Raw genomic sequence first — 24633 nt, forward strand, 5'->3', positions numbered from 1 at the left:
TACCTGATCCGGGGTGAAGAGCCGGCTGACGCGGCGTCCTGCACGTGTGCCGACCGGAGTACCGTCGCTCAGTGAGAACCCTTTCGGGCGAGCCGGACGCCGCGCGGCGAATCGCCGAAGCGGGTTCGGAACAGACGGTTGAAATACGAAACATCCGAGAAGCCGACTTCGAGCGCGATATCGGAAATCCGCCGACGGCCGGCGTCGGGCTCGGTGAGCAATTTGAGCGCCCGCTGGAGCCGCAATTCATTCAAGCGCTCGGTGAACGACGGCCCTGATGATGTCATCAGGCGCTGCAGATAGCGCGACGAGATGCCCTGGTCACGCGCAACCGTTTGAACGCTGAGCCCGGGCTCCTCAAAGTGTGCGGCGATGTAGTCGAGCACGGCACGGTGCCGCGCAGCAACGACGGCGCTCGCGCTGCTCTCGCCCAGCGCAGCACACTCGCCGATCGCGAGCGCGATGAGATCGTGGATATGGGTCACGACCGTATCGCGAAGCTTCGGCGCGCTCAGCGCTTTCGTCTTAAGCACCGACTTCAGATATGAGATGAACAGTCGAAATGCTTCTGTCCGGTGCCAAATCGGCCGCATGACGAGGCCTTCGACGTCGGTCACGCGCTGCGCAAGTGCTTCGCGCGGCACGGCCAGGCCGAATTGCAATCCGTCGATATAGGTGACGCTGGCGGGCTCGGAATGCAGAATTGCAATTGCATCGCCGGCGCGAAAATCGGCGTCCCGGCCGCGCTGCGATAGCTGACCTCTGCCCGGAGAGCAGAAGATGATCCCGATGGAGTCATCGCCATCGGCAAGGTTCGCCTGCAAACGTTTGAACCGCATCGACGTGCCTTTCAGCGCCAGCATGCGCAAACCCTGAACCGCTCGCAGCGACGCATCGGCCTGGAATGAAACGTTCGATAGAGGCTCGATATCGGCGTGCACGATGCATCGGCCAAAGTGCTCGCGCCAGAGCGGGATACGAATGCGTTCCGGAAGCTCGCACGTCGAAAATCGATACGATGCGAAATTGGCTGCGTCCATCGGCATGGGGACCTCCAGCCTTCACAAAACATCAGAATGAAATGCTGCGGCACTCCACAGTCAGTATCTGCATTTTGCGATTCACGCACCGGCCTTCGCCCGATCCGTGCGCATGAGTCCAAGAAGCCACGTTACCGGTCTGCTAGTCTTGTTCGCCTGTGATTGATGCTGATGTGAACTGGTTCACTTGGTGGTCAGAATATTATGTATATAATGACATTATGAAAATCGCGGCAAATTTCCCTTTTAAGAAGAAGCAGTCGCGATCGCTCTATTTATAATTGCTGCCATCGGATCCGTTTCAAACATTCCTGGCAGAGTAAAGCGCAAATCAGTGTCATGCCCCTGTACGCGGTCTCCTGGCTAAGTCGCCACGCGCAGGTCATTCAGTAGAACGACTGATATCGATTTTGGTTGCGTCGGACTGCCTGCGGCACTTGTCGGTTATCGCCGCCGGTTGAAATGGTCGAAATCTGTCACGTGGGAAAGTCAACCTAGTGATCAAGAAGGCGTTCGATCATGTCCATCATATTCGACATGCTTTATCGTGAATACTGTCGCGCCCGCCTCGCCGAAATGCGAAAGCAGCATTTGTTGCCGGCCATCGGCGACGTCGCGCAGGCGGCGCCGTCAGAGGATAGCGATCCGCCCGGCCCCCGTGATTGCGGCTGGCCGGCGGAAGCGCCGCCGATCGGGTAGCTGGAGCGCACAATCATACAGGTTGGCCGGAGGCTAGTCCGGCACGCGCACGCCTCGGAGCACCCGAGCGTCTCATGGACCTAGGTCCGGTGAGGCCGCGCGCGCCCGCCAGACAGATCGACAGATGCACGATCGAACCCGCAGCTCGAAGCGATTGCTCGGCGAGACCCCGCCGGAGTTCAGATCGACCGGCCGCGACCCGCGCATCGATGTCTGTCGCGGAATCGCGTTGTGGTGGATCTTTCTCGATCACATTCCAGACAACGTCGGAAGTTGGCTGACCCTGCGCAACTACGGCTTCTGCGATGCCGCCGAAATATTCATGTTCATCTCGGGCGTCACCTGCGCACTGGCCTACGGCAGGGCGCGTCAGCGCGACGGTTGGCGCGGCATGATCGGCCGTTCGCTGCGGCGGGGATGGGATATCTATGCCGCCTTTCTGTTGCTGACGCTCGCTTGCGCGATCGTCGTCTACCTCGCGGGCAGCGACCGTCTCGCCGACGACAGCAATACGCGGGTTCTGTTCGAACGTCCAGGCGCAGCGCTTGCGCACGCCGCGGTCCTGCAATTCCACCCTGTCAATACCGACGTGCTGCCGGTCTTTGTGATCTGTCACGTGTTGTTCGCACCGCTGCTGTGGCTGCTGCTGCGAGCGCCGAACCTGGCGCTTGGTCTTTCGCTGTCGCTTTACGCGCTGGTGCACGTCTTCGGCTGGAGCATTCCCGCCTGGCCCGACGGCGTCTGGTTCTTCAACCCGCTGGCCTGGCAGCTTCCGGTGGTGCTGGGCGCATGGTATGTCATCGAGGGAAGGACCATCCAGGGATGGGTGACGTCGCGCCCCGCGCTGGTTCTGTCGGCGCTTTATCTCGCGTTCGGCTTCGTCGTTGCGCTGGGCCACGGCATCAAGCCGCCGCTGCTGCCGCAGGCGCTGACGGATCTGCTGTTTCCGATGGACAAGTCGAACTTGAGCCCGTTGCGGCTGCTGCATTTTCTGGCACTTGCCATCGTGGTGTCATGGCTCGTTCCAGCGGGCTGGCAGGGACTGTCGACGCCGATGCTGCACAGCGCGAGGCGTTGTGGCGAGAACTCGCTGCCGATCTATTGTCTCGGCGTCCTGCTGGCGCTCGCCAGCCAATGCGACCTGTTCGACATCTCGAACCGGCTCTCGATGCAGATCGGACTCAGTCTTGCCGGTGTCCTTGTGATGGCCGCGGCCGCGACGCTGCTGAACACGCTCGGCACCAAGCGCGCCCGGTCGCCGGATGTCGACACCGCCGCCGGACATGATCCTGTGCCGCGCGCCGCCGATCGCGGCATTTTCGACGGTCACGGCGCGCATATCCTCTAAAGCGCGCCATCGTGCGCGGGAGAAGCGGATGCTCTCCCACGCACGGTCAACGCCGACGCTCAGCTCGACTGCCGCGCGGCGTCGAGGATCAGCCGGGCGATCGCGTCGGGCTGCGAGATCAGCGCGAGATGGCTGGCCTTCACCTCGATCGTGGTGGCGCCCATCCGCTTGGCCATGAAGCGCTCGAGATCCGGATTGATGGTGCGGTCTTCGGTCGAGACGGCGTAGTAGCTCGGCTTGCTGCGCCAGGCCGCATGGCTGGTCTTGCCGGCCAGCAGTTGCTTGTGGAACGGCTGCTGCACGGCATAGAGCACCTTCGCCTTGGCCTCCGGCAGGTCGCCGGCGAAATCGCGCAAGAACGCTTGTTCGCTGAGACGGCCCTCGTCGCCGTCGAACACGATGCCGGCGCTCGCGGGCGGCGTCGGATAGGTCTTGGCCAGCGCGGTGTAATCCTCGTCCGCATCGGGTGCGCGCGCTGCGACATAGACCAGCGCCGAGACATTCGGATGCACGCCGGCCTCGGTGACGATCATGCCGGAGAAGGAATGGCCGACCAGCACGGTCGGACCATCCTGGCGATCGAGCACCCGCTGCGCGGAGGCAACCGCTTCAGGCAACGTGGTCAGCGGATTTTGCACCGACGTCACGTTGAGCCCGGCGGCCTGCAGGCGGGGAATGACCTCGGACCAGCAGGAGCCGTCGGCGAACAGGCCGTGCACCAGCACGACGTTGCGCGCCTTGACCGGCGGCGTGGTGGCGGCCATGCCGCGCGAGGACACCAGTGAAGCCGCAGCTCCAGCGAGCAAGGCGGTCGAGAAGGCGCGTCTGTTCATCATCATGTTACTGCTCCGTTGTCGTATGCTGAGTTGAAAATCAGAGAAGCGCGTCCACCTGCGGTGAACGGACAATCTCTCCTACGCGCGCAAAGGCCTCATGGTTACGCTCGATGCTGTCGTGATCGTAAAGATAGTTGACCATGATGCCGAAGGATTCCGCCATCGCGCGATCGGCCGTGTTGCCGAGCCAATTGATCCGCTCCAATCGGGCACCGTTGCCGAGATGGAAGCGCGCCACCGGATCGATGCGATTCCCGGACGCCGGCGAGCGCGTGAGATATTGCGCGCATAGCCTCATCAGGACCGGACGCAAGGTCTCGCAGGTCGCCGCGTCGTGCCACCAGCCTTCGCGGTCCAGCTCGCGCAGCATCGCGACCTCGTTGCCGCCGGATTGCGGCTGCTGGCTGAGCCAGCGCCGGAAGCCCGGGATCGGCGACAGCGTAGAGAAGCGTTTCAGCTGCGGGAATTCCGCTTGCAGCTCCTCGACCACCTGCTTGATCAGGAAATTGCCGAACGACACGCCGCGCAGTCCGTCCTGGCAGTTGGAGATCGAATAGAAGATCGCGGTGTCGGCATGCGCCGCCCTGAGGCCTGCGCTGTCTTGATCCGCATCCTGCACCAGCAGCGGTGGCACGGCGGTGGCCAATCCCTGCACCAGCGCGACCTCGACGAAGATCAGCGGCTCGCCGGGCAGCGCGGGATGGAAGAAGGCAAAGCAGCGGCGATCGGGCGCAAGGCGGCGGCGCAGATCGTCCCAGCCCTTGATCTCGTGCACCGCCTCATAGGCGATCAGCTTCTCGAGCACGGCGGCCGGCGACTGCCAGTCGATGCGGCGAAGCTTTAGGAAGCCGCGATTGAACCATGAGACGAACAGATGCTTGAGATCGGCATCGAGCAGCTTCAGCTCCGGTTCGGAGCCGAGACGGCCGGCGATCTCACTGCGCATTGCGATCAGGCTCGCCGTGCCGCCGGGCGCCATGTTCATCCGCCGCAGCACCTCCTGCCGCGGCGGATCGGCGGCGTCGGCCAAAGCGGCCGCGGCCGCCGCGGTGCCGTCGGCAAGATAGCGCTTCGCCGCATCCTGCAGCGCCGCCGCGTCGGGCTGAAACGCGCTCGCCAGATAGCTTTGAAAGCCGTGCCGACCGTCGGCATCGAGCGCGCGCATGGTCTGCTGCAATTGGCGTGCGATCAGGGCGCCCGACGCTTCGCCGCGCTCGGACAACAGTGCCGCGGCGAGCTGCCTCGCTTGATCGAGCGAGGCCGGTGGACTGCCTGGGATGTGCTCGGCGTGGGTCATGGGAGCCTCCTTCTAGCTGCGGAATTTGGCGGGCGGCGTGTAGAGGTTGCCCGATGCGGCGACGAGGTCGTCGATCGATTTCGCGGCGAGCCAGTCGCGCGTCGCCGTCTCGACGTCGAGGCCGAGATCGGACGGCAGCATCACGATGCCGCGGCGGCGCAGGCCGTCGGTCGTCCCGGCGTCCTGCCGCCGGCCGAACTCGGTGTCGCCGGCGACCGCGCGCAAGGCGGCCTCGCGCTCCTGCGGCGAGCGGCAACGCAACAGGTTGCAGACGCCGCGCTCGGTGATCACGTGGCTGACGTCGTCGCCATGGATCATGACGGGCGGCAGCGCGAAGCCGGCCGAGGCCGCGAGGTCGAACGCGTCGAGGCGCTCGACGAAGCTCGGCGCGCCGTTCGGCTGCCGGGTCTGGACCATCTGCACCACGAGCTTGCGGCCGCGCAGGCGCTCGCCTGCTTCCTCGCCGGCGCGCAGCCAGGCAGCGCTGTCGTGGCGCCGGCCGCGCGGATCGGCACCCATGTTCGGCGCGCCGCCGAAGCCGGTGATGCGGTCCTTGGTGGCGGTCGAGCTGTTGCCCTCGGGATCGATCTGCAAGGTGCCGCCGACGAACAGATCGCAGGCATATTGTCCGGCGACCTGCGCCAGTGTGCGGTTGGAGCGCAGATTGCCGTCGGCGCCGACCGGAAACACGTCGGGACGGCTGGCGACATAGCGTTCCATGCCGAGCTCCGAGCCGAAGCAATAGACGTTATCGACGAAGCCGGCTTCGATCGCGGGGATCAGCGTCGGATGCGGGTTGAGCACGAAATTCCGCGCGACCTTGCCCTTCAGCCCGCGCCTCGCGGCAAAGGTCGGCAGGATCAGCTCGATCGCCGCGGTGGCATAGCCGATGCCGTGATTGAGCCGTGTCACCTGATAAGGCTCATACACTGCTGCGATCGCCATCATCGCCATCAGGACGTTCTCGTCCCTGATCTTGGCGGGATCGCGCGTGAACAGCGGATCGATCGCATACAACTTCGGGCCGGGCACCACGACATCGACCCAGTCGCCGGGGATGTCAACGCGCGGCAGACGACCGACGATCTCGTTGACCTGCGCCACGACGACGCCGCCGCGGAACGCCGCGGCCTCGGCGATGGTGGGCGTGTCCTCGGTGTTCGGACCGGTGTACAGATTGCCGTCGCGATCGGCCTTGTCGGCAACGATGAGCGCAACCTGCGGCGTCAGGTCCACCAGCATCCGCGCGTAAAGCTCGAGATAGGTATGGATCGCGCCGATCCGCAGCGCCTTGGCGGCGACGAGCTCGGCAAGACGGCGGCTCTGCGGGCCGGCAAAGGCGAAGTCCAGGCGGTTGGCGATGCCGCGTTCAAACACCGCGAGATGATCGGGAAGCGCGAGCACCGACTGCACCATGTGCAGATCATGCACCCGCGCCGGGTTCACTCCGGCGAGGCACGCGGCCAGGAAGTCCGCCTGCTTCTGGTTGTCGCCCTCGAGCGCAACCCGGTCGCCGGATGCGATGACCGCCTCGAGCAGCTCGACCGCGCGGTCGGGCGGGCAGACCTTTCCGTTCGTGCCGCCGACAGCTCGCGCGCGCGCCAGACGCGCCGTGCGATCGGTTCGTGGTGTCGTCTCCGACATGATGGCCTCTCCTTGCTTGATCATCTGAAGCGAAGGTAGGCGGCCGGCATTGATAATAGAAACGATATTCTATAATATGATTGATTACAGATATGGATTAATCGATGCTCGACCTCGAACTTTTGCGGGCCTTCGTTGCGGTCGCCGATTGCGGCGGCTTCCACCGCGCCGCCGAGCAATTGCATCTGACCCAGTCGACCATCAGCCAGCAGATCAAGCGGCTAGAGCTCGAGACCCGGCGGCCGCTGTTCCGGCGCACGACGCGTAGCGTCGCATTGACCGACGAAGGCGAGATGCTGCTCGGCGACGCACGGCGTCTGTTGCAGCTGGAGGAGGCGGCGCGGCAGCGGCTGGTGGCGCCGCGGCTGTCCGGCGCGGTCCGTCTTGGCGTGGTCGAGGAAGTCGCCGGCGGCTCGCTGCCGTCGGCGCTCGGCCGCTTCGCCGCGCTGCATCGCGGCGTCAAGCTCGAGGTGCTGATCGGCGTCAGCGCCGAACTGATCGAGCAGCTCGATGCGGGACGGCTCGATCTGGTGTTCGCCAAGCGGCCGCTCGGAACGTCGAAAGGCCGCCTGGTGTGGCGCGAACCGCTGGTGTGGACCGCGGCGGAAACGTTCGATCTCGTTCCCGGCGCGCCGCTACCGCTGGCGCTGTACCGCGAACGATCGGTGTCGCGCGATGCCGCGCTCTCCGCGCTGCGCGACGGCGAGCTCGGCTGGGAGATCGTCTATACCAGCCCGAGCCTGACCGGCGTCCGCGCCGCCGCCGTCGCGGGACTTGCCATTACTCCGCTGCCGCTCAGCGCCGTCACCACGGGCCTGCGCATTCTCGGAATTGGCGACGGCCTGCCGCCGCTTCCCGATCTGGAATTCGCCATCTACGAGAAAAGACGGCCGGACAAGGCCTCGGAAGCGCTCGCCGATGCCTTGCTGACGTTGGCGCGCGGTCCGCTTCGCCCCACGATTTGAGCGCGCCGAACCGCGAATTGCGCCGCGCGCTGGTCTGCCTGCCAGCGGCAGACCCGAATGTTCCCGGCCGTTCCAACGAGATTCGTATTGAACGCTTGGGCTTAGGCAAATTTTAAACCGGGAGGCGTAGCTTACCCCTTGCGAGTTCAGTGGTTGAGAGTTTGTGAGTACGCCATGACAGAACCCCATCGCCCGAGGGTGAAATACGTCATCGGGCCTGACGGCAGCCCGTTAACGATTGCGGATTTGCCGGCCCCCGGTACCAAACGGTGGGTCATCCGCCGCAAGGCCGAAGTCGTCGCTGCGGTCCGCGGCGGCCTGCTCTCCCTCGAGGAAGCCTGCAGCCGCTACACATTGACCGTCGATGAATTCCTTTCCTGGCAGTTCTCGATCGACCAGCATGGTCTGGCCGGGCTGCGCACCACCCGCATCCAGCAATATCGGCAGTAATTCGACGCCGATCCTGTGGCATTTGACGAAAACCGGCCTCGCCTTGCGAAGCCGGTTTTTTTCATGTCCGCGATTTTGCCGCGGTCCTTAACCGTCGTTAACCATATGGAAACCATACCCTAGGCAATATTTGCCCAGTCGGACCCGCGCGGGCCGAATCCCTGGGGGCCGTTGGTGCAAAGTCTGGTTGCTTTCCTGAGAGGTCTTGGTGCGGCCCGCCTCGCGGCCATGATTGCAGTCACCGCGGCCCTGATCGGCTTCTTCGCCTTCGTCATCATGCGCGTCACCACGCCGCAGATGACCACCCTCTTCACCGACCTGTCGACCGAGGATTCCTCTGGAATCATCAAGGAGCTCGAGCGCCAGGCGATCCCGTTCGAGCTGCGCAATGACGGCGCCGCGATCATGGTGCCGAAGGACAAGGTGACCCGGCTCCGCATGAAGCTCGCCGAGGGCGGCATGCCCAAGGGCGGCGGCGTCGGTTACGAGATCTTCGACAAGTCGGATGCCCTGGGCACCACGAGCTTCGTCCAGAACATCAATCATCTGCGGGCGCTGGAGGGCGAGCTCGCCCGCACCATCCGCGCCATCGACCGCGTCCAGGCCGCGCGCGTCCACCTTGTGCTCCCGGAGAAGCCGCTGTTCTCGCGCGAGACGCCGGAACCATCAGCTTCGATCGTGCTCAGGGTGCGCGGCGCGCTGGAGCCGCAGCAGATCCGGGCGATCCGCCACGTCGTCGCCTCCGCGGTCAACGGGCTGAAGCCGCAGCGGGTCTCGATCGTCGACGAGGCCGGCCAGCTGCTCGCCGACGGCGCCCAGTCCGATGCCGATGCCGCGGTCGGCGACGAGCGCCGCGCCGCCTTCGAGAAGCGGATGCGCAAGCAGGTCGAGGACATCGTCTCCTCGGTGGTCGGCACCGGCCGGGCCCGCGTCCAGCTCTCCGCCGACTTCGACTACAACAAGATCACCCAGACCTCGGACAAGTTCGACCCCGAGGGCCGGGTGCTGCGCTCGACCCAGACCCGCGAGGAAAGTAGCCTCACCGCCGACAATTCCGGCCAGGTCACCGTCGCCAACGAGCTGCCGGGCAGCCAGAACCAGGACAACGCCTCCCGCGCCCGCGACCAGAGCAAGAAGAGCGAAGAGACCAACAATTACGAGATTTCACGTACCACCAAGACCGAGGTGACCGAGGCCGGCCGCGTCAACCGTATCTCGGTCGCGGTGCTGGTCGACGGCAGCTATTCCAAGAACGAAAAGGGCGAGCTGGTCTATCAGGACCGCACCAAGGAGCAGCTCGACCGCATCGCCGCTTTGGTCCGCTCCGCGATCGGCTTCGACCAGAAGCGCGGCGACCAGGTCGAGGTTGTCAATTTGCGCTTCGCCGAGCCGCCCGCCGCGCAGCCGATCGCCGAACCGACCGGCCTGCTCGGCATGCTGCAATTCACCAAGGATGACGTGATGTACGTCATCGAGCTCGGCGTCATGATGATGCTCGGCCTCGTCGTGCTGTTCATGGTGGTCCGTCCGCTGGTCAAGCGCATCGTGGCGGCCGACGTCATTCCGGCGCTGACCGGCGCGGGCATGCCCGCGCTGGCGGAAGCCCATGCCGAGAGCGCCGCAGCACCGGGTCAGGCGCTGATCCCGAGCGGCAGCGGCGCGGCGCAATTGATCGACGTCGCCCAGATCCAGGGCCAGGTCCACGCCCAGGCCGTGCACCGGGTCGGCGAGCTCGCCGAACGCAATCCGAACGAAACCGTCTCAATCGTCCGTCAATGGCTGAGCGAGCCGGTAGAGAACTGACATGGCCGCCGTACCCCAGACCACCAACGCCAACGACATCGCCACCGTCCTCTCGACGCTGGCAAACCGGCAAAGCGCCCGGCCCAAGGGCAAGCCGCTGCCCGGCCCCAAGCGCGCGGCGATCCTGATGCTCGCGCTCGGCGAGCAGTATGGCGGCAAGATCTGGTCGATGCTCGACGACGAGGAAGTCCGCGAGCTGTCTGTTCACATGTCGACCCTCGGCACCGTCGAGGCCGACGTGGTCGAGGACCTGATGCTGGAATTCGTCTCGCGGATGTCGGCTTCCGGCGCGCTGATGGGCAATTTCGACGCCACCGAGCGGCTGCTGCAGCAATACCTGCCGGCCGAGCGCGTCTCCGGCATCATGGACGAGATCCGCGGTCCGGCCGGCCGCAACATGTGGGAGAAGCTCTCCAACGTGCAGGAAGAGGTGCTCGCCAACTACCTCAAGAACGAATACCCGCAGACCATCGCCGTGGTGCTGTCGAAGCTGAAGCCGGAGCACGCCGCGCGCGTGCTCGCGATCCTGCCCGAGGACATCGCGCTCGACGTGGTCGGCCGCATGCTGCGGATGGAAGCGGTGCAGAAGGAAGTCATCGAGCGCGTCGAGCAGACGCTGCGCACCGAGTTCATGTCGAACCTGTCGCAGACCCGCCGCCGCGACGCCCATGAGGTGATGGCCGAGATCTTCAACAATTTCGACCGCCAGACCGAGACCCGCTTCATCACCTCGCTGGAAGAGGAGAACCGCGAATCCGCCGAGCGCATCAAGGCGCTGATGTTCACCTTCGACGATTTGATCAAGCTCGATACCGCCTCGGCCCAGACGCTGATGCGTAACATCGACAAGGACAAGCTCGGCGTCGCGCTGAAGAGCGCCAACGAGGAGGTGCGCAGCTTCTTCCTCGGCAACATGTCCTCGCGCGCCGGCAAGATGCTGATGGACGACATGGCCGCGATGGGTCCGGTGCGGCTGCGCGACGTCGACGAGGCGCAGGCGCTTCTGGTCAACCTCGCCAAGGACCTCGCCGCCCGCGGCGAGATCACGCTGACCAAGAACCGCGCCGACGACGAGCTGGTGTATTGATGGCCGCGCCCGCAAAATTCCTGTTCGACACGGATTTCTCGGCGCCGGACCGGGCGCGCGAACGCGCGCCGACCCCGGCCGAGGTCGCGCAGAAGGTCGCCGACGCCGAGGCGCGGGCCTATCGCGCCGGCTACGAGGCCGCGCTGCGCGAGGCCAAGGTCGAGAGCGACCGCCGCGCCGCGCAGGCGCTGGAAGAGATCGGCACCGCGATCAAGGGCATCGCGGCGCGCTTCGCCGGCATCGAGACGCGGATGGAGACCGAGGCCGTGGACGTCGCGGTGGCGGTCGCCCGCAAGCTTTGTTCCGAGCTGATCGCGCGCGAGCCGCTCGGCGAGATCACCGCGCTGGTCTCCGACTGCTTCTCGCATCTGGTGGCGACGCCGCATCTCGTGGTCCGCATCAATGACGCGCTCTACGAGGCGGCGCATGACAATATCGAGCGGATGGCGGCGCATTCCGGCTTTCAGGGCCGGCTGGTGATCCTGGCCGAGCCGACGATTGCGACCGGCGACTGCCGGATCGAATGGGCCGATGGCGGCGTCGTGCTGGAGCGCGCCGCGATCGAAGGCAAGATCAACGAACTCGTCGGGCGCTATCTGGCGTCCCGCGGCCAGGCCGGCTGAAGGCGATTGAGGGCTGAACCATGACCGACACCGACACCCAAGTCCCGCTTCCCGATCTCAATTCCGCCGACGCGCCCAGCATCGACGACATCGGCTACAACGAAGACGAGCATGCCGCGCGCATCGCGGCCGATCTGGAGGCCGTGTTCGACGTGCCGGTGCAGGTCTCGGCGGTGCTCGGCCGCTCCAAGATGGACGTCGGCGACCTCTTGAAGCTCGGACCGGGCACCGTGCTCGAACTCGACCGCCGCGTCGGCGAGGCGATCGACATCTACGTCAACAACCGCCTGGTGGCGCGTGGCGAAGTGGTGCTGGTGGAAGACAAGCTCGGCGTGACCATGACCGAAATCATCAAGGCAGAACGCTCTTAACAACTCAGGCGGTCACGCGCGGGACCTGCGCGACCAGACGAACAGGAGATCATCATGCGGCTTCTCATCGTTGGCACCCTGAAGGGCCAGCTCACGACCGCGACCAAGATCGCGATGGACAACGGCGCCTCGGTGACCCACGCCGAGGCCGCCGAACAGGCGATGAACGTGCTGCGCGGCGGCAAGGGCGCCGACCTCCTGCTGGTCGATGTCGGCCTTGACATCCGCGACCTCGTGATGCGGCTGGAAGCCGAGCACATCCACGTGCCAATCGTCGCCTGCGGCATCTCCAACGACGCGCGCGCCGCGGTCGCCGCGATCCATGCCGGCGCCAAGGAATACATCCCGCTGCCGCCCGACCCCGAGCTGATCGCAGCCGTGCTGGCCGCGGTCGCCAATGACGCGCGCGATTTGATCTACCGCGACGAGGCGATGGGCCGGGTGATCAAGCTGGCGCAGCAGATCGCGGGCTCGGACGCCTCCGTCATGATCACCGGCGAGTCCGGCACCGGCAAGGAAGTGCTGGCGCGCTACGTCCATTCCCGCTCGGCCCGCGCCAAGCGGCCGTTCATCTCGATCAACTGCGCCGCGATCCCCGAGCACCTCCTTGAATCCGAGCTGTTCGGCCATGAGAAGGGCGCCTTCACCGGCGCGGTCGCGCGCCGCATCGGCAAGTTCGAGGAAGCGACCGGCGGCACGCTGCTGCTCGACGAAATCTCCGAGATGGATGTCCGGCTGCAGTCCAAGCTGCTGCGCGCGATCCAGGAGCGCGTGATCGACCGCGTCGGCGGCACCAAGCCGGTCCCGGTCGACATCCGCATCATCGCGACCTCGAACCGCAACCTCTCGGAGGCGGTGCGCGAAGGCACCTTCCGCGAGGACCTGCTGTTTCGCCTCAACGTCGTCAACCTGAAGATTCCGCCTCTGCGCGACCGCCCGGCCGACATCCTCGAGCTGGCGCAGCATTTCGCCAGGAAATATGCCGAGGCCAACGGCATGCCGGTCCGTCCGATCTCGACTGATGCCCGCCGCATCCTGACCGCGAACCGCTGGCAGGGCAACGTCCGCGAGCTCGAGAACACCATTCATCGCTCGGTCCTGATGGCGCAGGGCGACGAGATCGGCGCTGAGGCGATCCTGACCCCCGATGGCGACCGGCTCGACCTTGCCAGGACCGCGCCCGCGGTCGCGCATGCCACGCTGGCCGCCGAGCAGGTCACCCGCGCGCTGGTCGGCCGCACCGTCGCCGATGTCGAGCGCGACCTGATCCTGGAAACGCTGAAGCACTGCCTCGGCAACCGCACCCATGCCGCCAACATCCTCGGCATCTCGATCCGCACGCTGCGCAACAAGCTGAACGAATATGCCGACGGCGGCATCCCGATCACCCCGGCCGGCAATGGCGCGCCCGACTATCAGCGCATGGCGAACGCCGGCTGAGAACGGGAAGCGGCGGGTTAGTCCCGCCGCTTGCCTCGCCTCACGAATAGCTGGGCGCGTCGGGCTTGCGGAAGATCCGGATCGGATCGCCGGGCGTGATATCGCGGCCGGTGAACGTCACATAGGCATAGAGCGCGAGATAGGCGACGGCGATCGCACCGACGAGATAGAACAGCCAGGTTCCCACGCGCTTCATCCAACGGTCACCTCTCCGAAACATCCGCGCCATTTAATGCGCCGATTGGGAAAGCGCCACGGCCAACATGCCGCGCCGGCCTCGGCGCCGTTCATCCCTTGAATCTTGCGGCAGGTTGCCTTATTCAATCTCCTATTGCGTTTACATTCTTAGACAACTGGAGAGTGATATGGCCCTTTATGCGCAGACCAGCGGCACCCTGTCCACGACCTCCGCGACTTTAACGCCGATGCAAGGCCTCAGCCTGACGATTCCGGAGGGCGTCGGCACCACCGCGATCATCACCCTTAACGTTCCGAATCCCTACGCCACGGGCAACGACATTCCGGGCGGCGTGTTCGGCGTCACCGTCAATGGCACGGTCTCGCCGGTCGTCGCAAGCTTCACCTATAACGAGACCCCGTCGAGTTTTGGCCGCATCCCGACCACGCTCGTCGTTGGCATTCCGCTGGCCAATGCAGCTCAGACCGTCCAGGCCGTATGGGCTGGCGTCCGCGGCAGCAATGTGATCATCGACAGCCCGGCATCGCTGAGCGCAGTTTTCTAAAGTCCGATCCGGATAACCACGTAAGCACGGCGCGCTAGCGCGGCCCTCGCACATGAACATGACGCGACGGCAGGCTGACCTCGGCCAGCCGTGCCGCGTCTTCCTCGTGGTCGATCGCGACATACTCGCCGTGCCAATACGCCAGCGCGGCGGTACGCTCTGACGCGATCACGTCGAGCACGCGGCCGATGACGATCACGTGCGAATGCCGTTCGATGGTCTCCTCGACCTCGCAATCAACCGCGGCGAGCGCGCCGACCAGCAGCGGGACGCCTGACGCGCGCGTCGTCCACGAGGCTCCGGTGAAGCGGTCCGCGCCCTTCAGCCCGCCCTTGCCGGTGAAGCGCTCGGCGATGTCGCGCTGGTCCGCGGCCAGGATGTTGACGCCGAACACGCCATGGCGCGCGATCAGCGGCCATGACGAGGCCGCGCGGTTGATGCTGACGATCAAGGACGGCGGCTCGACCGAGAGCGACGACACCGAGGTCACCGTCATTCCCGAGATATCCTTAGCCCGACCGGCCGTGATCACGCTGACGCCGCCGGTGAGGTGACGCATCGCGCCGCGGAATTCGGCGGCCGCAACCGCGGGCTCGATCGAAACATTGCGGACGACGGAATTCATGGCGACCTCACAGACTGTCTTCGCTGCCTTCGAGCAGATGCTTCAGAATCTCGCCCTCCAGCGCGGCGAGTTCGGCCGACCCGCGCCGGCGCGGCCGCGGCAGGTCGACCGCGACATCCTCGGCGATGCGGCCGTCCTCGATGACCAGCACGCGGTCGGCGAGCGCGACCGCCTCGGCGACGTCGTGCGTCACCAGGATCGCGGTAAAGCCCTGGTCGCGCCAGACCCGCTCCAGCAATTGCTGCATCGAGATCCGGGTCAGCGCGTCGAGTGCGCCGAGCGGTTCGTCGAATGCCAGCACGCGCGGCTGGCTGACCAGCGCCCGCGCCAGCGCCACGCGCTGCTTCTGCCCGCCCGAGAGCACCGACGGCCACTGGGTGCGCTTGTCGCCGAGCCCAACCTCGACCAGCGCGCGCTCGGCGCGCGCCTGCGCATCAGCAGACGAGCGCTCGCGCCCCAGCCCGACCTCGACATTGGACAGCACGCGCGCCCAGGGCAGCAGCCGCGGTTCCTGGAACATGACGCGGACGTCCTGCGCCCTCGGCTGTTCGCCGAAGGCGATGCTGCCCGCCGTCGGCGCGTCGAGGCCGGCGATCAGACGCAGCAGCGTGCTCTTGCCGCAGCCGCTGCGGCCCACGATCGCGACGAACTGGCCGGCCGGGATGTGCAGGTCGATGCCGCGCAGCACCTCGTTGTCGCCGAACGCCTTGCGCAGGCCGCGGATGGTCAGCGACAGGCCGCGGGCCGCGCCTTCCGGCACGCGCCGCAACTGCCGCGCCTTCGCGACGATCTCGGTGCGGTCGACCGGCTCGGCTTCAGCGGTTTCGAAACGAAGCGCTTCTTGCATTCTCATTCTCACTTCTTCTGGAAGGCGGGATGCCACGACAGGGTCAGCCGCTCCAGCGCCCGCGAGGCGCTGTCGGCGAGCTTGCCGAGCAAGGCGTAGATCAGGATCGAGAGCACGACGACGTCGATCAGCATGAACTCGCGCGCCTGCATCGCCATGTAGCCGAGGCCCGACGAGGCCGCGATGGTCTCGGCGACGATCAGGGTCAGCCACATGATGCCGAGCGCGAAGCGCAGGCCGACGAAGATCGAAGGCAGCGCGCCGGGGAAGATCACCCGGCGGAACAGCTCACCGTCGGTCATGCCGTAGATGCGGCCCATCTCGATCAACTGCGGATCGACGGTGCGGATGCCGTGCAGCGTGTTGAGATAGATCGGAAAGAACACGCCGAGCGCGACCAGGAACAGCTTTGCCGACTCGTCGATGCCGAACCACAGGATGACGAGCGGGATCAGCGCCAGGTGCGGAATGTTGCGCACCATCTGCAAGGTGGTGTCGGTGAGTTTTGCCGACAGCTGCGACAGGCCGTTGGCGAGGCCGAACGCAAAGCCGATGCCGCCGCCGATCAAGAAGCCGATCGAGGCGCGCCAGAAGCTGACCCAGATGTTGCGGACCAGTTCGCCGGACAATAGCAGCTTCCATCCCGCCACCGCGACGTCAGTCGGCGCCGGCAACACCCGCGAGGGCACGTAGCCGGTGACGCAGGCGAGCTGCCACACCAGCACGATCGCGAGCGGCACGACCCAGGGGATCAGCCCGTCGACCTTCGGAAGTTTCGGCGCGCTGGAGCTGCTTCCGTTCCGATGGGATCGGAACGGAGCTCCGGATTTTTGTTTTGACGCGTTTTCTTCACGCGAACCGGCATCCACTTCGCTCGAAAACGCTTTGCGGCGTGGCAGTGAATCGATCAAGCTCATGATTGCGATGCCTGCTTCTGCGGACGGTAGTCGTTGCCGATGGTCTCACCGAACGGCCCGGTGTTGACGCGGATCGGCGTCACGTTGCCGCCCTGCGCCAGCGACAACAGCGGGAACACCAATTCGGCGAAGCGATAGGCTTCCTCGAGATGCGGATAGCCCGACATGATGAAGGTATCGACGCCGATGTCCTGGTACTCCTTGATCCGCGCGGCGACGGTCTCGGGATCGCCGACCAGCGCGGTGCCGGCTCCGCCACGCACCAGGCCGACGCCGGCCCACAGGTTCGGGCTGATCTCGAGCTTGTCGCGGCGGCCGCCATGCAGCTGCGCCATGCGCTGCTGGCCGACCGAGTCCATCCGCGCGAAGATCTTTTGCGCGGCGGCCACCGTGTCGTCGGTGACGTACTGGATCAGATCGTCGGCGGCGCGCCACGCCTCCGCATTGGTCTCGCGCACGATCACATGCAGGCGGATGCCGAACGAGAGCTTGCGGCCGCGCTGCGCCGCCACCGCCTTCACCTTGGCGATCTTCTCGGCGACTTGCGCCGCCGGCTCGCCCCAGGTCAGATATTTGTCGACGGCGTCGACCGCGACGTCGATGCCGGCATCCGAGGAGCCGCCGAAATACAGCGGCGGCCGCGGTGACTGCACCGGATTGAACAGCAGGCGGCCGTCCTCGATCCGGATGTGCTTGCCCTCGACATTGACGGTCTTGCCCGCCAGGAGATCGCTGTAGACGTTGAGGAACTCGCGGGTCACCGCGTAGCGCTCGTCATGATCGAGGAAAATGCCGTCGCCCTTGTTCTCGATCGGATCGCCGCCGGTGACGACGTTGATCAGCAGGCGGCCGTTCGACAGCCGGTCCAGCGTCGCTGTCATGCGTGCGGCGACGCTCGGCGACTGCAGGCCGGGCCTCACCGCCACGAGGTAGCGCAGGCGTTCGGTCCAGGGCGCAACGGCCGACGCCACCACCCAGGAATCCTCGCAGCTCCGCCCGGTCGGCAGCAGCACGCCGTAATAGCCGAGCTGATCCGCGGCCTGCGCGATCTGGCGCAGATAATTGAAGTTCACCTCGCGGCCGCCGATCGACGTGCCGAGATAGCGGCTGTCGCCGTGGGTCGGCAGGAACCAGAGGATGTTGGCGTTGGTTGGGGTGCTCACGTGCCCGGTCTCCATGCGACGTCGGAAATCTTGATTTGTTTCGGGATCAGACCGAGCGCGTAGAACGCGTCGGCGACCTGCTGCTGATCCGCGACCACGGCATCGGTGACCGGCTTGATGCCGTAGGCCTGCCGCTTCAGCGCGACCTCGACCACCGGCACCGACAGGCCGATGCTCGGCGCCAGCTGCTCGGCAACGGCGTGGATATCGCCCTTGGCCCAGTCATCGACCTCGCTCAGTTGCGCCAGCACGAGCTCGACGATCTTCGGATCGGCCTGCAGGAATTTCTTCGAGGCGAAGTAGAACTGATAGTTCGCGACGATGCCGGTGCCGTCTGCGACGGTGCGGGCGCCGGTCGCCGCCTCCGCCGCGGCCTGGAACGGATCCCAGATCACCCAGGCATCGACCGCGCCGCGCTCGAACGCCGCGCGCGCATCGGCCGGCGCCAGGAACACCGGCTCGATCTCGGAATATTTGACGCCGGCCTTCTCCAGCGCCTTCACCAGCAGATAGTGGACATTGGAGCCCTTGTTCAGCGCGACCTTCTTGCCCTTCAGGTCAGCGACCGATTTGATCGCGCTGTCCTTCGGCACCAGGATCGCCTCGCCCTTCGGCGCCGGCGGCTCATAGGCGACATACTGGATCGGCGCGCCGGCGGCCTGCGCGAAGATCGGCGGCGCCTCGCCGGTGTTGCCGAAATCGATCGCGCCGACATTGAGCGCCTCGAGCAGCGGCGGCCCCGACGGAAACTCGGTCCACACCACCTTGGTGCCGACCGCCTTCAGCTTTTCCTCGAGCGAGCCCTTGCTCTTGAGCAGCACCAGCTTGCCGTATTTCTGGTAACCGATGCGGACCACCTTCTCCTGGCCGTAGGAGGCGCTGACGGTTGCGGCGACGATGCTGAGCGACAGCACCGCGCGGGCGATCCAGCGTCGAAATAAACGCGTCATGGAACTATCCTCTGCGTTGAAATGACCAAACGCGCGCCGATCAGGTCTGGGGATTGCGCCAGACGATGTCGCGGATCGCGATCTGCTTCGGGATCAGGCCGAGCTTGAAGAAGCGGTCGGCGACGCCCTGCTGAGTCGCGATGATATCGTCGGTCACGGGTCCGACCGAGAAGCCCGCCCGCTTCGCCGCGATGGTCTGGATATCGAGCGGCACGCCGGTGACGGCAGCGAGCGACTTGGCGACCTCGTCGGGATGCGCCTGCGCCCATGTCGCGCTCGATGTCGTGACATCGACGATCTGCTGCAGGATCGCGCCGCGATTGCGGGCGAAGTCGCGGTTGGCGATGTAGAACGAGTTGGTCTTGGTGATGTCGCGCGTCTTGACCAGAATGCGGCCGTTCTGCTTGGTCTCGGCGATCGCGAAATACGGATCCCAGATCGCCCAGGCATCGATGCCGCCATTGGCAAAGGCCGGCCCGGCGTCGGGCGGCGTCAGATAGACCGGCGTGATGTCGTCATAGGTGAGCCCGGCCTTCTCCAGGGTCTGGATCACGACGTTATGCGCGCTCGATCCCTTGGTGAAGCCGACGCGCTTGCCTTTGAGATCGGCGATGGTGGCGATGGCCGAATTCTGCGGCACCAGAATGCCGGAGCCGTTGATGATGGGCTGAGCCGCGGCATAGACGATGGCCGCGCCGGCGGCCTGCGCGAAGATCGGCGGGGAATCGCCGACCGCGCCGTAATCGACGCTGCCGACATTCATCGCTTCCATCATCGGGGGGCCCGAGGAGAACTCGACCCATTTCACGCTGATGCCCTGCGGCTTGAAATGATTTTCCAAGGCCTCGCGCTGCCGCGTGATGACGAGCACGCCGTTCTTCTGGTAGCCGATACGAATATCCTTCGCGTCCGCCTGCGCCTGCGCGCCGCGTGACAGCGCAGCAGTGGCGGCCGTGACGAGCGACAGCTGGAGGAACTCACGACGCTTCATTCCAAGACTCTCCTGACGATCAAGCGCGCTATCGCGCTGCACGATCATGCGATGTCAGGATGATGGGGCCCGCGAATGAAGCTGTCGAGCACCGCACAAAAATAGCGATGCCAGCACTTCGGTGCTGGCATCGCGCGTGCCGTTTCTTTTAAGGCGCGGATCGCGTGTAGCGAATTATTTTCCTCACGGAAACGCGAGGTCGCTGTACAGAAGCGTTTTCGAGCGAAGTGGGTACCGGTTCGCGTGAAGAAAACGCGTCCAACAAGAATCTGGAACATCGGCTCTGATTATCAGAGCCGGTGCTCCAGCAATCGATCAGCCCGCAGCTGCCGCCTTCGAGCCGACATTGACCGCGAGTTTACCATAGCGGTCGGTGAACGCCTGGGTGTCGATCTCCTCGAGCTGGATCGAGCCGTCGAGCACGCCCTTCTTCCAGGCATCGTGCTCGGGATCGTGCTGGAACTCCGGCATCACCTCTTTCGCGAACAGCTCGAGCGACTCGCAGATGTGCTCATGCGTGTTCTTGCCGGCCTGGTTGAGCAGGATCACCTGATCGATATGCGACGAGCGGAAGCGCCGCAGCTTCTTGCGCAAGGTCTCCGGCGAGCCGATCAGGCCGCCGCGCAGCGCGGCCTCCTGCGCCTCCGGGTTGTCGCGCTTCCACTTGTTGTACTCGTCCCACATGTTGACGGTGCCGGGCGCCGGCCGCTGCCGGTTCTGCGCCTGGCCGTAATAGCGCAGCGCGAACTGGAAGAAGGTTGCACCGTCGGCGCGCCTGCGCGCCTCCTCGTCCGTCTTCGCGCACATGAAGAACGAGACCAGCGCCATGTTCGGATTGATCTCGTAGTCGGCGAGCTTCTTCAGCCGCTTGGTGATCGCGTTGTAATAGGCGTGCACCCAGGCATGCGCCGCCTCGGCGCTGACGAACTGAAAGCCGAGCGCGCCAAATCCGTTCTGCCCGGCGCGTTCGATGGTCGGCAATTGCGAGCATGCCATCCAGAGCGGCGGATGCGGCTTCTGCACCGGCTTCGGCACGACATTGCGCAGCGGGATGTCGAAATACTTGCCGTGATGCTCGGTGCCGACCTTGCTGAACATCGGGAAGATCGCCTGCACGGCTTCCTCGAACACCTCGTGCTTGGTCTCCATGTCGCGGCCGAACGGCGTCAGCTCGGTGATCGAGGCGCTCTCGCCCATGCCGAACTCGCAGCGGCCGTTGCTCAAGAGATCGAGCACCGCGACCCGCTCGGCGACGCGGGCGGGATGATTGGTGGTGAGCTGGAAGATGCCGTGGCCGAGCCGGATGTTCTTGGTGCGCTGGCTCGCGGCGGCGAGGAAGGATTCCGGCGCGGGCGAGTGCGAATATTCCTCGAGGAAGTGGTGCTCCACGACCCAGGCGTAGTCGTAAGCGAGCCGGTCGGCGGTTTCCAATTGCGTCAGCGCGTTCTGGTAGAGCCTGAGCTCGTCGCCGTCGTTCCAGGGGCGCGGCAGTTGCAGCTCGTAAAAGATGCCGAATTTCATGGAGTCACTCCCAAGGTCGCTTGCTCGACCACTTGTCGTGGTCTCGACCGCTTGTTGTTTTGGGGCAGTCTAGTGGCGCTCCGGATCAAGTCTAGCCTCGGGGGCGAAACCGCAATTCCGCGCAGCGGGAGACGGCTTGATCGGAACGCACGAATGTTTAGCTTGTGCTGGCCTGAGTCGCGGCGCTATCGGTCGCGCGCTCACGCTTCCGAAAGCCCATGACCACCTTCACGCCGCATCAGGACACTGCGCTGAAAGCCGTCGCCGACTGGCTGAAAGCCAAGCCCGGCCGGAACGGCACGCCGCCGGTGTTCCGCCTGTTCGGCTATGCCGGAACCGGCAAGACCACGCTCGCCCGCCACATCGCCGAAGGTGTCGACGGCGAGGTGAAGTTCGCGGCCTTCACCGGCAAGGCGGCGCTCGTCATGCGCAACAAGGGCTGCGACAGCGCCTCCACGATCCATTCGTTGATCTACCGCGCCCGCGAGTCCGGCGTCGAGCAGCCGAGCTTCGAGCTCTGGGACGATGCGCCGGCATCGAAGGCGAAGCTGATCGTGATCGACGAGTGCTCGATGGTCGATGCCGAGCTCGGCCGCGATTTGATGTCGTTCGACTGCCCGCTGCTGGTGCTCGGCGATCCCGCGCAATTGCCGCCGATCCAGGGCGGCGGCTTCTTCACCGACGCCGAGCCCGACGCGATGCTGACCGAGGTGCACCGCCAGGCGCAGGACGATCCGATCGTGCGGATGTCGATGGATATCCGCGAGGGTCGCGAACTCGAGATCGGCCGCCATGGCGAGAGCGAGGTCGTGTCGCGCAAGGAGCTCGATCCGGACCGCGTGATGAGCGCCGACCAGGTGCTGGTCGGCCGCAACAACACCCGCCGCGCCTACAACATGCGGGTGCGGCAGCGGCAGAACATCGAGGATCCGCTGCCGGTCGCCGGCGACAAGCTGGTCTGCCTGCGCAACAACCGCAAGAAGGGCCTGTTCAACGGCGGCCTGTGGCGGGTCAAGGCGCGCGCGCAGTCGAAATCCAGGATCATCACCATGCGCGTGATGCCGGACGAGGACTTCGGCTACAAGGTCACCAAGGTCTCGGTGCGCGGCGAATGCTTCGACGGCGGCGTCGAGGGCGTGCCGTGGGAGCAGCGCAAGCCCTACGACGAGTTCGACTACGGCTATGTGCTGACCGTGCACAAGTCGCAGGGCTCGCAATGGGACGACGTCGTGCTGTTCGACGAGAGCTTTGCGTTCCAGGACTCGCGGGCGCGGTGGCTGTACACGGGGATCACGCGGGCCGCGAAGCGGCTGAGCATCGTAGTTTGATCGTCCCGCAGGCGCCGACGTCATCCTGACAGCAGGTGAGTGTGTGACACCAGCAATCAGCGTCGTCCTGGCCAACGCCAGGACCCATTACCCCGGCTGCTTGTTGCTGCGGGACGCTGGGGCCACGATGCCGCCTAAAGTTACATTTGGTGGTTAGGGGTCCTGGCTTTTGCCGGCACGACGTGGAGAGGCCGCGGGCAAAAATCCATCACCGTCATCCCTGAACCTCGCTGATTTCCCTCACGAAACCGTGTGGCCGGCGCCGTAACAAAACGCCTCCTCGCCCGTATTTTGAAGCGTCGGAGCTGCGCGGCCTGATTGGCCAATGTCGGCTCCCGCTCTACACTGGCCCCAATTGCGATCCCACGAGGAACCCATGCCCAAAAGCTCCCTCAGCCGCCTCTCGCTGTGCGCCGCCGCGATCGGCGCGCTGGCCGTCACAGCTTTTGCCGTTGCGCCCTCGCTTGCCGCCGAGGACGCCGTGATCATCCCGCCGCCGGCCGCGAGCGCGCCGGAATCCGGCATCAAGACCGCGGTGCTGGCCGGCGGCTGCTTCTGGGGTGTGCAGGGTGTGTTCCAGCACACCGCCGGCATCGTCAGCGCGGTGTCCGGCTACTCCGGCGGCAGCAAGGCGAACGCCGATTACGAGAAGGTCTCGACCGGCAACACCGGCCACGCGGAATCGGTCGAGATCAAATACGACCCGCAGAAGATCTCCTACGGCAAGATCCTGCAAATCTTCTTCTCGGTCGTGCACGACCCGACCCAGCTGAACCGGCAGGGCCCGGATTCCGGCACGCAATATCGCTCGGCGATCTTCACCACCAGCGACGAGCAGACGAAGGTGGCGGACGCCTATATCGCCCAGCTCAACGCGGCCAAGGTCTACAAGAAGCCGATCGTCACCAAGGTCGGCGCGCTGGAGGCGTTCTATCCGGCGGAGGGCTACCACCAGGACTATCTGACGCTGCACCCGAACCAACCCTATATTGCCTATAACGACATCCCGAAGGTCGAGAACCTGAAGAAGATCTTCGCGGAGAACTACATCGAGAAGCCGACGCTGGTGGGCAGCACCAAGGTCACCAACTGAGCATCTCGCAAAGGAGGTTGAATGTCCGATACCAAGACCGACGGCAAGGTCCGCAAGAGCGAGGCCGAGTGGCGCAAGGAATTGACGCCGATGCAGTACGCCGTGCTGCGCGAGAAAGCGACCGAGCGGCCCTTCACCGGCGAATACGAGCATGATCCTCGTAAGGGCACCTATGTCTGCGCCGGCTGCGGGCAGACGCTGTTCGAATCCGACCAGAAGTTCGATTCCGGCTGCGGCTGGCCGAGCTTTTCCAAGCCCTCGGTCGAGAGCCATGTCGACGAGGAGCGCGACATGAGCCACGGCATGATCCGCACCGAGGTGCTGTGCTCGAAATGCGACGGCCATCTCGGCCACGTCTTCAACGACGGCCCCGGCCCGACCGGCCTGCGCTACTGCATCAACTCGGCGGCGCTGAAGCTGAACGAGAAGAAGTAACGGCGCCCACCATGCCGCGCCCCACGCGACCAACAGGCCGGTCGCGTGGGGCTTTGTTTTGGCTCCGGCCCCCGGCAACATCCTCGTGATCGGCTGACGGCCTTAACGACTCGCAGGCCGGAATGTGCTTTGCTCGGTATTCGCGGGGCCGTAGGCGTCTCGCCGTGCGGCTACCGCCTGTTCTGAGGAGGGCGCCATGTCGCTTGGACTGATCCTCATCATCCTTTTGCTGATTATCCTGCTGGGCGGCTATAGCGGCCGAATTCGCGGCTATGGCTATGGCCTCGGCCACTCCGGAATGGGCCTTTTCGGGGTGATTTTGATCGTGGTCGCGATCCTGGCCTGGCTCGACAAGATTTGAGCACCATAAGCCATTGAAATAAAACAATTTATCTGGCCGGCCCCCGTGCTATGCGC

At 65.2% G+C, this 24633-nt stretch carries 27 protein-coding genes; 14 read left to right on the plus strand and 13 right to left on the minus strand.

What is annotated here, in order from left to right:
• Nucleotides 1-68 precede the first annotated feature (68 nt).
• The gene (locus QA639_RS35930; RefSeq protein WP_157348126.1) at nucleotides 69-1046 is read right to left on the minus strand and encodes a helix-turn-helix transcriptional regulator; all 978 of its coding nucleotides are present in this window, start codon (nucleotides 1044-1046) and stop codon (nucleotides 69-71) included.
• A gap of 513 nt (nucleotides 1047-1559) precedes the next feature.
• Between QA639_RS35930 and QA639_RS35935 the strand changes: the two genes are divergently transcribed.
• Nucleotides 1560-1739, plus strand: a complete 180-nt coding sequence (locus QA639_RS35935) for a hypothetical protein (RefSeq protein WP_283088548.1) — start codon at nucleotides 1560-1562, stop codon at nucleotides 1737-1739.
• A gap of 124 nt (nucleotides 1740-1863) precedes the next feature.
• The gene (locus QA639_RS35940; RefSeq protein WP_050387536.1) at nucleotides 1864-3087 is read left to right on the plus strand and encodes an OpgC domain-containing protein; all 1224 of its coding nucleotides are present in this window, start codon (nucleotides 1864-1866) and stop codon (nucleotides 3085-3087) included.
• 59 nt (nucleotides 3088-3146) lie between these two features.
• Here QA639_RS35940 and QA639_RS35945 read toward each other — a convergent pair whose 3' ends face one another.
• From QA639_RS35945 to mdcA, 3 genes are read right to left on the minus strand one after another with little or no spacing between them, the layout of a single operon-like run.
• On the minus strand, nucleotides 3147-3926 hold the full coding sequence (locus QA639_RS35945) for an alpha/beta fold hydrolase (RefSeq protein WP_028333452.1): 780 nt from the start codon (nucleotides 3924-3926) through the stop codon (nucleotides 3147-3149).
• Between the two features lie 34 nt (nucleotides 3927-3960).
• Nucleotides 3961-5220, minus strand: a complete 1260-nt coding sequence (locus tag QA639_RS35950) for a malonyl-CoA decarboxylase (RefSeq protein WP_283088549.1) — start codon at nucleotides 5218-5220, stop codon at nucleotides 3961-3963.
• A 12-nt stretch (nucleotides 5221-5232) separates the two neighbouring features.
• Nucleotides 5233-6888, minus strand: coding sequence for a malonate decarboxylase subunit alpha (mdcA, locus tag QA639_RS35955; protein ID WP_157348124.1), 1656 nt, complete (start codon nucleotides 6886-6888; stop codon nucleotides 5233-5235).
• An 80-nt stretch (nucleotides 6889-6968) separates the two neighbouring features.
• On the opposite strand from mdcA, the gene QA639_RS35960 reads away from it, so the two are divergent.
• From QA639_RS35960 to flbD, 7 genes are all read left to right on the plus strand, one after another.
• Nucleotides 6969-7829 (plus strand): LysR substrate-binding domain-containing protein, encoded by an 861-nt coding sequence (locus QA639_RS35960; protein ID WP_050387537.1) that lies wholly within the window; start codon nucleotides 6969-6971, stop codon nucleotides 7827-7829.
• 174 nt (nucleotides 7830-8003) lie between these two features.
• Entirely contained in the window at nucleotides 8004-8279 is a 276-nt protein-coding gene (sciP, locus tag QA639_RS35965; RefSeq protein ID WP_002714638.1) for a CtrA inhibitor SciP, read from the plus strand.
• Nucleotides 8280-8453: 174 nt separating this feature from the next.
• On the plus strand, nucleotides 8454-10082 hold the full coding sequence (fliF, locus tag QA639_RS35970) for a flagellar basal-body MS-ring/collar protein FliF (protein ID WP_283088550.1): 1629 nt from the start codon (nucleotides 8454-8456) through the stop codon (nucleotides 10080-10082).
• A 1-nt stretch (nucleotide 10083) separates the two neighbouring features.
• Nucleotides 10084-11169 carry a flagellar motor switch protein FliG gene (gene fliG, locus QA639_RS35975; protein ID WP_018273552.1) on the plus strand — a complete coding sequence of 362 codons (1086 nt, stop codon included), beginning with the start codon at nucleotides 10084-10086 and terminating at the stop codon, nucleotides 11167-11169.
• Entirely contained in the window at nucleotides 11169-11792 is a 624-nt protein-coding gene (locus QA639_RS35980; protein ID WP_018273553.1) for a FliH/SctL family protein, read from the plus strand. The genes fliG and QA639_RS35980 overlap by 1 nt, the downstream gene beginning before the upstream one ends.
• Nucleotides 11793-11812: 20 nt before the next feature.
• On the plus strand, nucleotides 11813-12163 hold the full coding sequence (gene fliN / locus QA639_RS35985) for a flagellar motor switch protein FliN (RefSeq protein ID WP_050387538.1): 351 nt from the start codon (nucleotides 11813-11815) through the stop codon (nucleotides 12161-12163).
• Nucleotides 12164-12217: 54 nt separating this feature from the next.
• Complete coding sequence (flbD, locus tag QA639_RS35990; protein ID WP_028333459.1) at nucleotides 12218-13603, plus strand: sigma-54-dependent transcriptional regulator FlbD; 1386 nt, start codon at nucleotides 12218-12220, stop codon at nucleotides 13601-13603.
• A gap of 40 nt (nucleotides 13604-13643) precedes the next feature.
• Here flbD and QA639_RS35995 read toward each other — a convergent pair whose 3' ends face one another.
• Nucleotides 13644-13799 (minus strand): hypothetical protein, encoded by a 156-nt coding sequence (locus tag QA639_RS35995; RefSeq protein WP_016844338.1) that lies wholly within the window; start codon nucleotides 13797-13799, stop codon nucleotides 13644-13646.
• 169 nt (nucleotides 13800-13968) lie between these two features.
• Between QA639_RS35995 and QA639_RS36000 the strand changes: the two genes are divergently transcribed.
• Nucleotides 13969-14346 carry a hypothetical protein gene (locus QA639_RS36000; protein ID WP_016844337.1) on the plus strand — a complete coding sequence of 126 codons (378 nt, stop codon included), beginning with the start codon at nucleotides 13969-13971 and terminating at the stop codon, nucleotides 14344-14346.
• Between the two features lie 34 nt (nucleotides 14347-14380).
• On the opposite strand, the gene QA639_RS36005 is transcribed toward QA639_RS36000, so the two are convergent.
• The 8 genes from QA639_RS36005 to QA639_RS36040 form a co-directional block, all read right to left on the minus strand.
• Complete coding sequence (locus tag QA639_RS36005) at nucleotides 14381-14971, minus strand: flavin reductase family protein (RefSeq protein ID WP_050387540.1); 591 nt, start codon at nucleotides 14969-14971, stop codon at nucleotides 14381-14383.
• A gap of 7 nt (nucleotides 14972-14978) precedes the next feature.
• The gene (locus QA639_RS36010; protein WP_157348142.1) at nucleotides 14979-15818 is read right to left on the minus strand and encodes an ATP-binding cassette domain-containing protein; all 840 of its coding nucleotides are present in this window, start codon (nucleotides 15816-15818) and stop codon (nucleotides 14979-14981) included.
• Between the two features lie 8 nt (nucleotides 15819-15826).
• Nucleotides 15827-16573 (minus strand): ABC transporter permease subunit, encoded by a 747-nt coding sequence (locus QA639_RS36015; RefSeq protein ID WP_050387602.1) that lies wholly within the window; start codon nucleotides 16571-16573, stop codon nucleotides 15827-15829.
• Between the two features lie 158 nt (nucleotides 16574-16731).
• Nucleotides 16732-17913, minus strand: coding sequence for an FMNH2-dependent alkanesulfonate monooxygenase (gene ssuD / locus QA639_RS36020; RefSeq protein ID WP_157348122.1), 1182 nt, complete (start codon nucleotides 17911-17913; stop codon nucleotides 16732-16734).
• Nucleotides 17895-18848 carry a sulfonate ABC transporter substrate-binding protein gene (locus QA639_RS36025; RefSeq protein WP_157348121.1) on the minus strand — a complete coding sequence of 318 codons (954 nt, stop codon included), beginning with the start codon at nucleotides 18846-18848 and terminating at the stop codon, nucleotides 17895-17897. Before QA639_RS36025 ends, ssuD begins: the two co-directional genes overlap by 19 nt.
• A gap of 40 nt (nucleotides 18849-18888) precedes the next feature.
• Nucleotides 18889-19839 carry a sulfonate ABC transporter substrate-binding protein gene (locus tag QA639_RS36030; protein ID WP_157348120.1) on the minus strand — a complete coding sequence of 317 codons (951 nt, stop codon included), beginning with the start codon at nucleotides 19837-19839 and terminating at the stop codon, nucleotides 18889-18891.
• Nucleotides 19840-19883: 44 nt separating this feature from the next.
• Nucleotides 19884-20117 (minus strand): hypothetical protein, encoded by a 234-nt coding sequence (locus QA639_RS36035; protein WP_157348119.1) that lies wholly within the window; start codon nucleotides 20115-20117, stop codon nucleotides 19884-19886.
• Nucleotides 20118-20154: 37 nt separating this feature from the next.
• Nucleotides 20155-21360: an LLM class flavin-dependent oxidoreductase gene (locus QA639_RS36040; RefSeq protein ID WP_283088551.1), complete on the minus strand. Its 1206-nt coding sequence runs from the start codon at nucleotides 21358-21360 to the stop codon at nucleotides 20155-20157.
• Between the two features lie 218 nt (nucleotides 21361-21578).
• Here QA639_RS36040 and QA639_RS36045 point away from each other — a divergent pair, with 218 nt between their 5' ends.
• The 4 genes from QA639_RS36045 (at nucleotide 21579) to QA639_RS36060 (ending at nucleotide 24577) form a co-directional block, all read left to right on the plus strand.
• Entirely contained in the window at nucleotides 21579-22688 is a 1110-nt protein-coding gene (locus QA639_RS36045; RefSeq protein WP_050387545.1) for an ATP-dependent DNA helicase, read from the plus strand.
• Nucleotides 22689-23064: 376 nt separating this feature from the next.
• On the plus strand, nucleotides 23065-23781 hold the full coding sequence (gene msrA / locus QA639_RS36050; protein WP_283088552.1) for a peptide-methionine (S)-S-oxide reductase MsrA: 717 nt from the start codon (nucleotides 23065-23067) through the stop codon (nucleotides 23779-23781).
• A 21-nt stretch (nucleotides 23782-23802) separates the two neighbouring features.
• Nucleotides 23803-24216: a peptide-methionine (R)-S-oxide reductase MsrB gene (gene msrB, locus QA639_RS36055; protein ID WP_028333469.1), complete on the plus strand. Its 414-nt coding sequence runs from the start codon at nucleotides 23803-23805 to the stop codon at nucleotides 24214-24216.
• Between the two features lie 196 nt (nucleotides 24217-24412).
• A complete protein-coding gene (locus QA639_RS36060; RefSeq protein ID WP_016844323.1) occupies nucleotides 24413-24577 on the plus strand; it encodes a DUF3309 family protein in 165 nt (54 codons plus the stop codon).
• Nucleotides 24578-24633 lie beyond the last annotated feature (56 nt).

The organism is Bradyrhizobium pachyrhizi (assembly GCF_029714545.1).
In the GTDB taxonomy this organism is placed as follows: domain Bacteria; phylum Pseudomonadota; class Alphaproteobacteria; order Rhizobiales; family Xanthobacteraceae; genus Bradyrhizobium; species Bradyrhizobium pachyrhizi.

What these genes read in the sequence shown, in the direction of transcription:
- QA639_RS35930 (WP_157348126.1), bottom strand. Translation starts at nt 1,046, where the DNA reads ATGCCGATGGACGCAGCCAATTTCGCATCGTATCGATTTTCGACGTGC.
- QA639_RS35935 (WP_283088548.1), top strand. Translation starts at nt 1,560, where the DNA reads ATGTCCATCATATTCGACATGCTTTATCGTGAATACTGTCGCGCCCGC.
- QA639_RS35940 (WP_050387536.1), top strand. Translation starts at nt 1,864, where the DNA reads ATGCACGATCGAACCCGCAGCTCGAAGCGATTGCTCGGCGAGACCCCG.
- QA639_RS35945 (WP_028333452.1), bottom strand. Translation starts at nt 3,926, where the DNA reads ATGATGATGAACAGACGCGCCTTCTCGACCGCCTTGCTCGCTGGAGCT.
- QA639_RS35950 (WP_283088549.1), bottom strand. Translation starts at nt 5,220, where the DNA reads ATGACCCACGCCGAGCACATCCCAGGCAGTCCACCGGCCTCGCTCGAT.
- mdcA (WP_157348124.1), bottom strand. Translation starts at nt 6,888, where the DNA reads ATGATCAAGCAAGGAGAGGCCATCATGTCGGAGACGACACCACGAACC.
- QA639_RS35960 (WP_050387537.1), top strand. Translation starts at nt 6,969, where the DNA reads ATGCTCGACCTCGAACTTTTGCGGGCCTTCGTTGCGGTCGCCGATTGC.
- sciP (WP_002714638.1), top strand. Translation starts at nt 8,004, where the DNA reads ATGACAGAACCCCATCGCCCGAGGGTGAAATACGTCATCGGGCCTGAC.
- fliG (WP_018273552.1), top strand. Translation starts at nt 10,084, where the DNA reads ATGGCCGCCGTACCCCAGACCACCAACGCCAACGACATCGCCACCGTC.
- QA639_RS35980 (WP_018273553.1), top strand. Translation starts at nt 11,169, where the DNA reads ATGGCCGCGCCCGCAAAATTCCTGTTCGACACGGATTTCTCGGCGCCG.
- fliN (WP_050387538.1), top strand. Translation starts at nt 11,813, where the DNA reads ATGACCGACACCGACACCCAAGTCCCGCTTCCCGATCTCAATTCCGCC.
- flbD (WP_028333459.1), top strand. Translation starts at nt 12,218, where the DNA reads ATGCGGCTTCTCATCGTTGGCACCCTGAAGGGCCAGCTCACGACCGCG.
- QA639_RS35995 (WP_016844338.1), bottom strand. Translation starts at nt 13,799, where the DNA reads ATGAAGCGCGTGGGAACCTGGCTGTTCTATCTCGTCGGTGCGATCGCC.
- QA639_RS36000 (WP_016844337.1), top strand. Translation starts at nt 13,969, where the DNA reads ATGGCCCTTTATGCGCAGACCAGCGGCACCCTGTCCACGACCTCCGCG.
- QA639_RS36005 (WP_050387540.1), bottom strand. Translation starts at nt 14,971, where the DNA reads ATGAATTCCGTCGTCCGCAATGTTTCGATCGAGCCCGCGGTTGCGGCC.
- QA639_RS36010 (WP_157348142.1), bottom strand. Translation starts at nt 15,818, where the DNA reads ATGCAAGAAGCGCTTCGTTTCGAAACCGCTGAAGCCGAGCCGGTCGAC.
- ssuD (WP_157348122.1), bottom strand. Translation starts at nt 17,913, where the DNA reads ATGGAGACCGGGCACGTGAGCACCCCAACCAACGCCAACATCCTCTGG.
- QA639_RS36025 (WP_157348121.1), bottom strand. Translation starts at nt 18,848, where the DNA reads ATGACGCGTTTATTTCGACGCTGGATCGCCCGCGCGGTGCTGTCGCTC.
- QA639_RS36030 (WP_157348120.1), bottom strand. Translation starts at nt 19,839, where the DNA reads ATGAAGCGTCGTGAGTTCCTCCAGCTGTCGCTCGTCACGGCCGCCACT.
- QA639_RS36035 (WP_157348119.1), bottom strand. Translation starts at nt 20,117, where the DNA reads ATGTTCCAGATTCTTGTTGGACGCGTTTTCTTCACGCGAACCGGTACC.
- QA639_RS36040 (WP_283088551.1), bottom strand. Translation starts at nt 21,360, where the DNA reads ATGAAATTCGGCATCTTTTACGAGCTGCAACTGCCGCGCCCCTGGAAC.
- QA639_RS36045 (WP_050387545.1), top strand. Translation starts at nt 21,579, where the DNA reads ATGACCACCTTCACGCCGCATCAGGACACTGCGCTGAAAGCCGTCGCC.
- msrA (WP_283088552.1), top strand. Translation starts at nt 23,065, where the DNA reads ATGCCCAAAAGCTCCCTCAGCCGCCTCTCGCTGTGCGCCGCCGCGATC.
- msrB (WP_028333469.1), top strand. Translation starts at nt 23,803, where the DNA reads ATGTCCGATACCAAGACCGACGGCAAGGTCCGCAAGAGCGAGGCCGAG.
- QA639_RS36060 (WP_016844323.1), top strand. Translation starts at nt 24,413, where the DNA reads ATGTCGCTTGGACTGATCCTCATCATCCTTTTGCTGATTATCCTGCTG.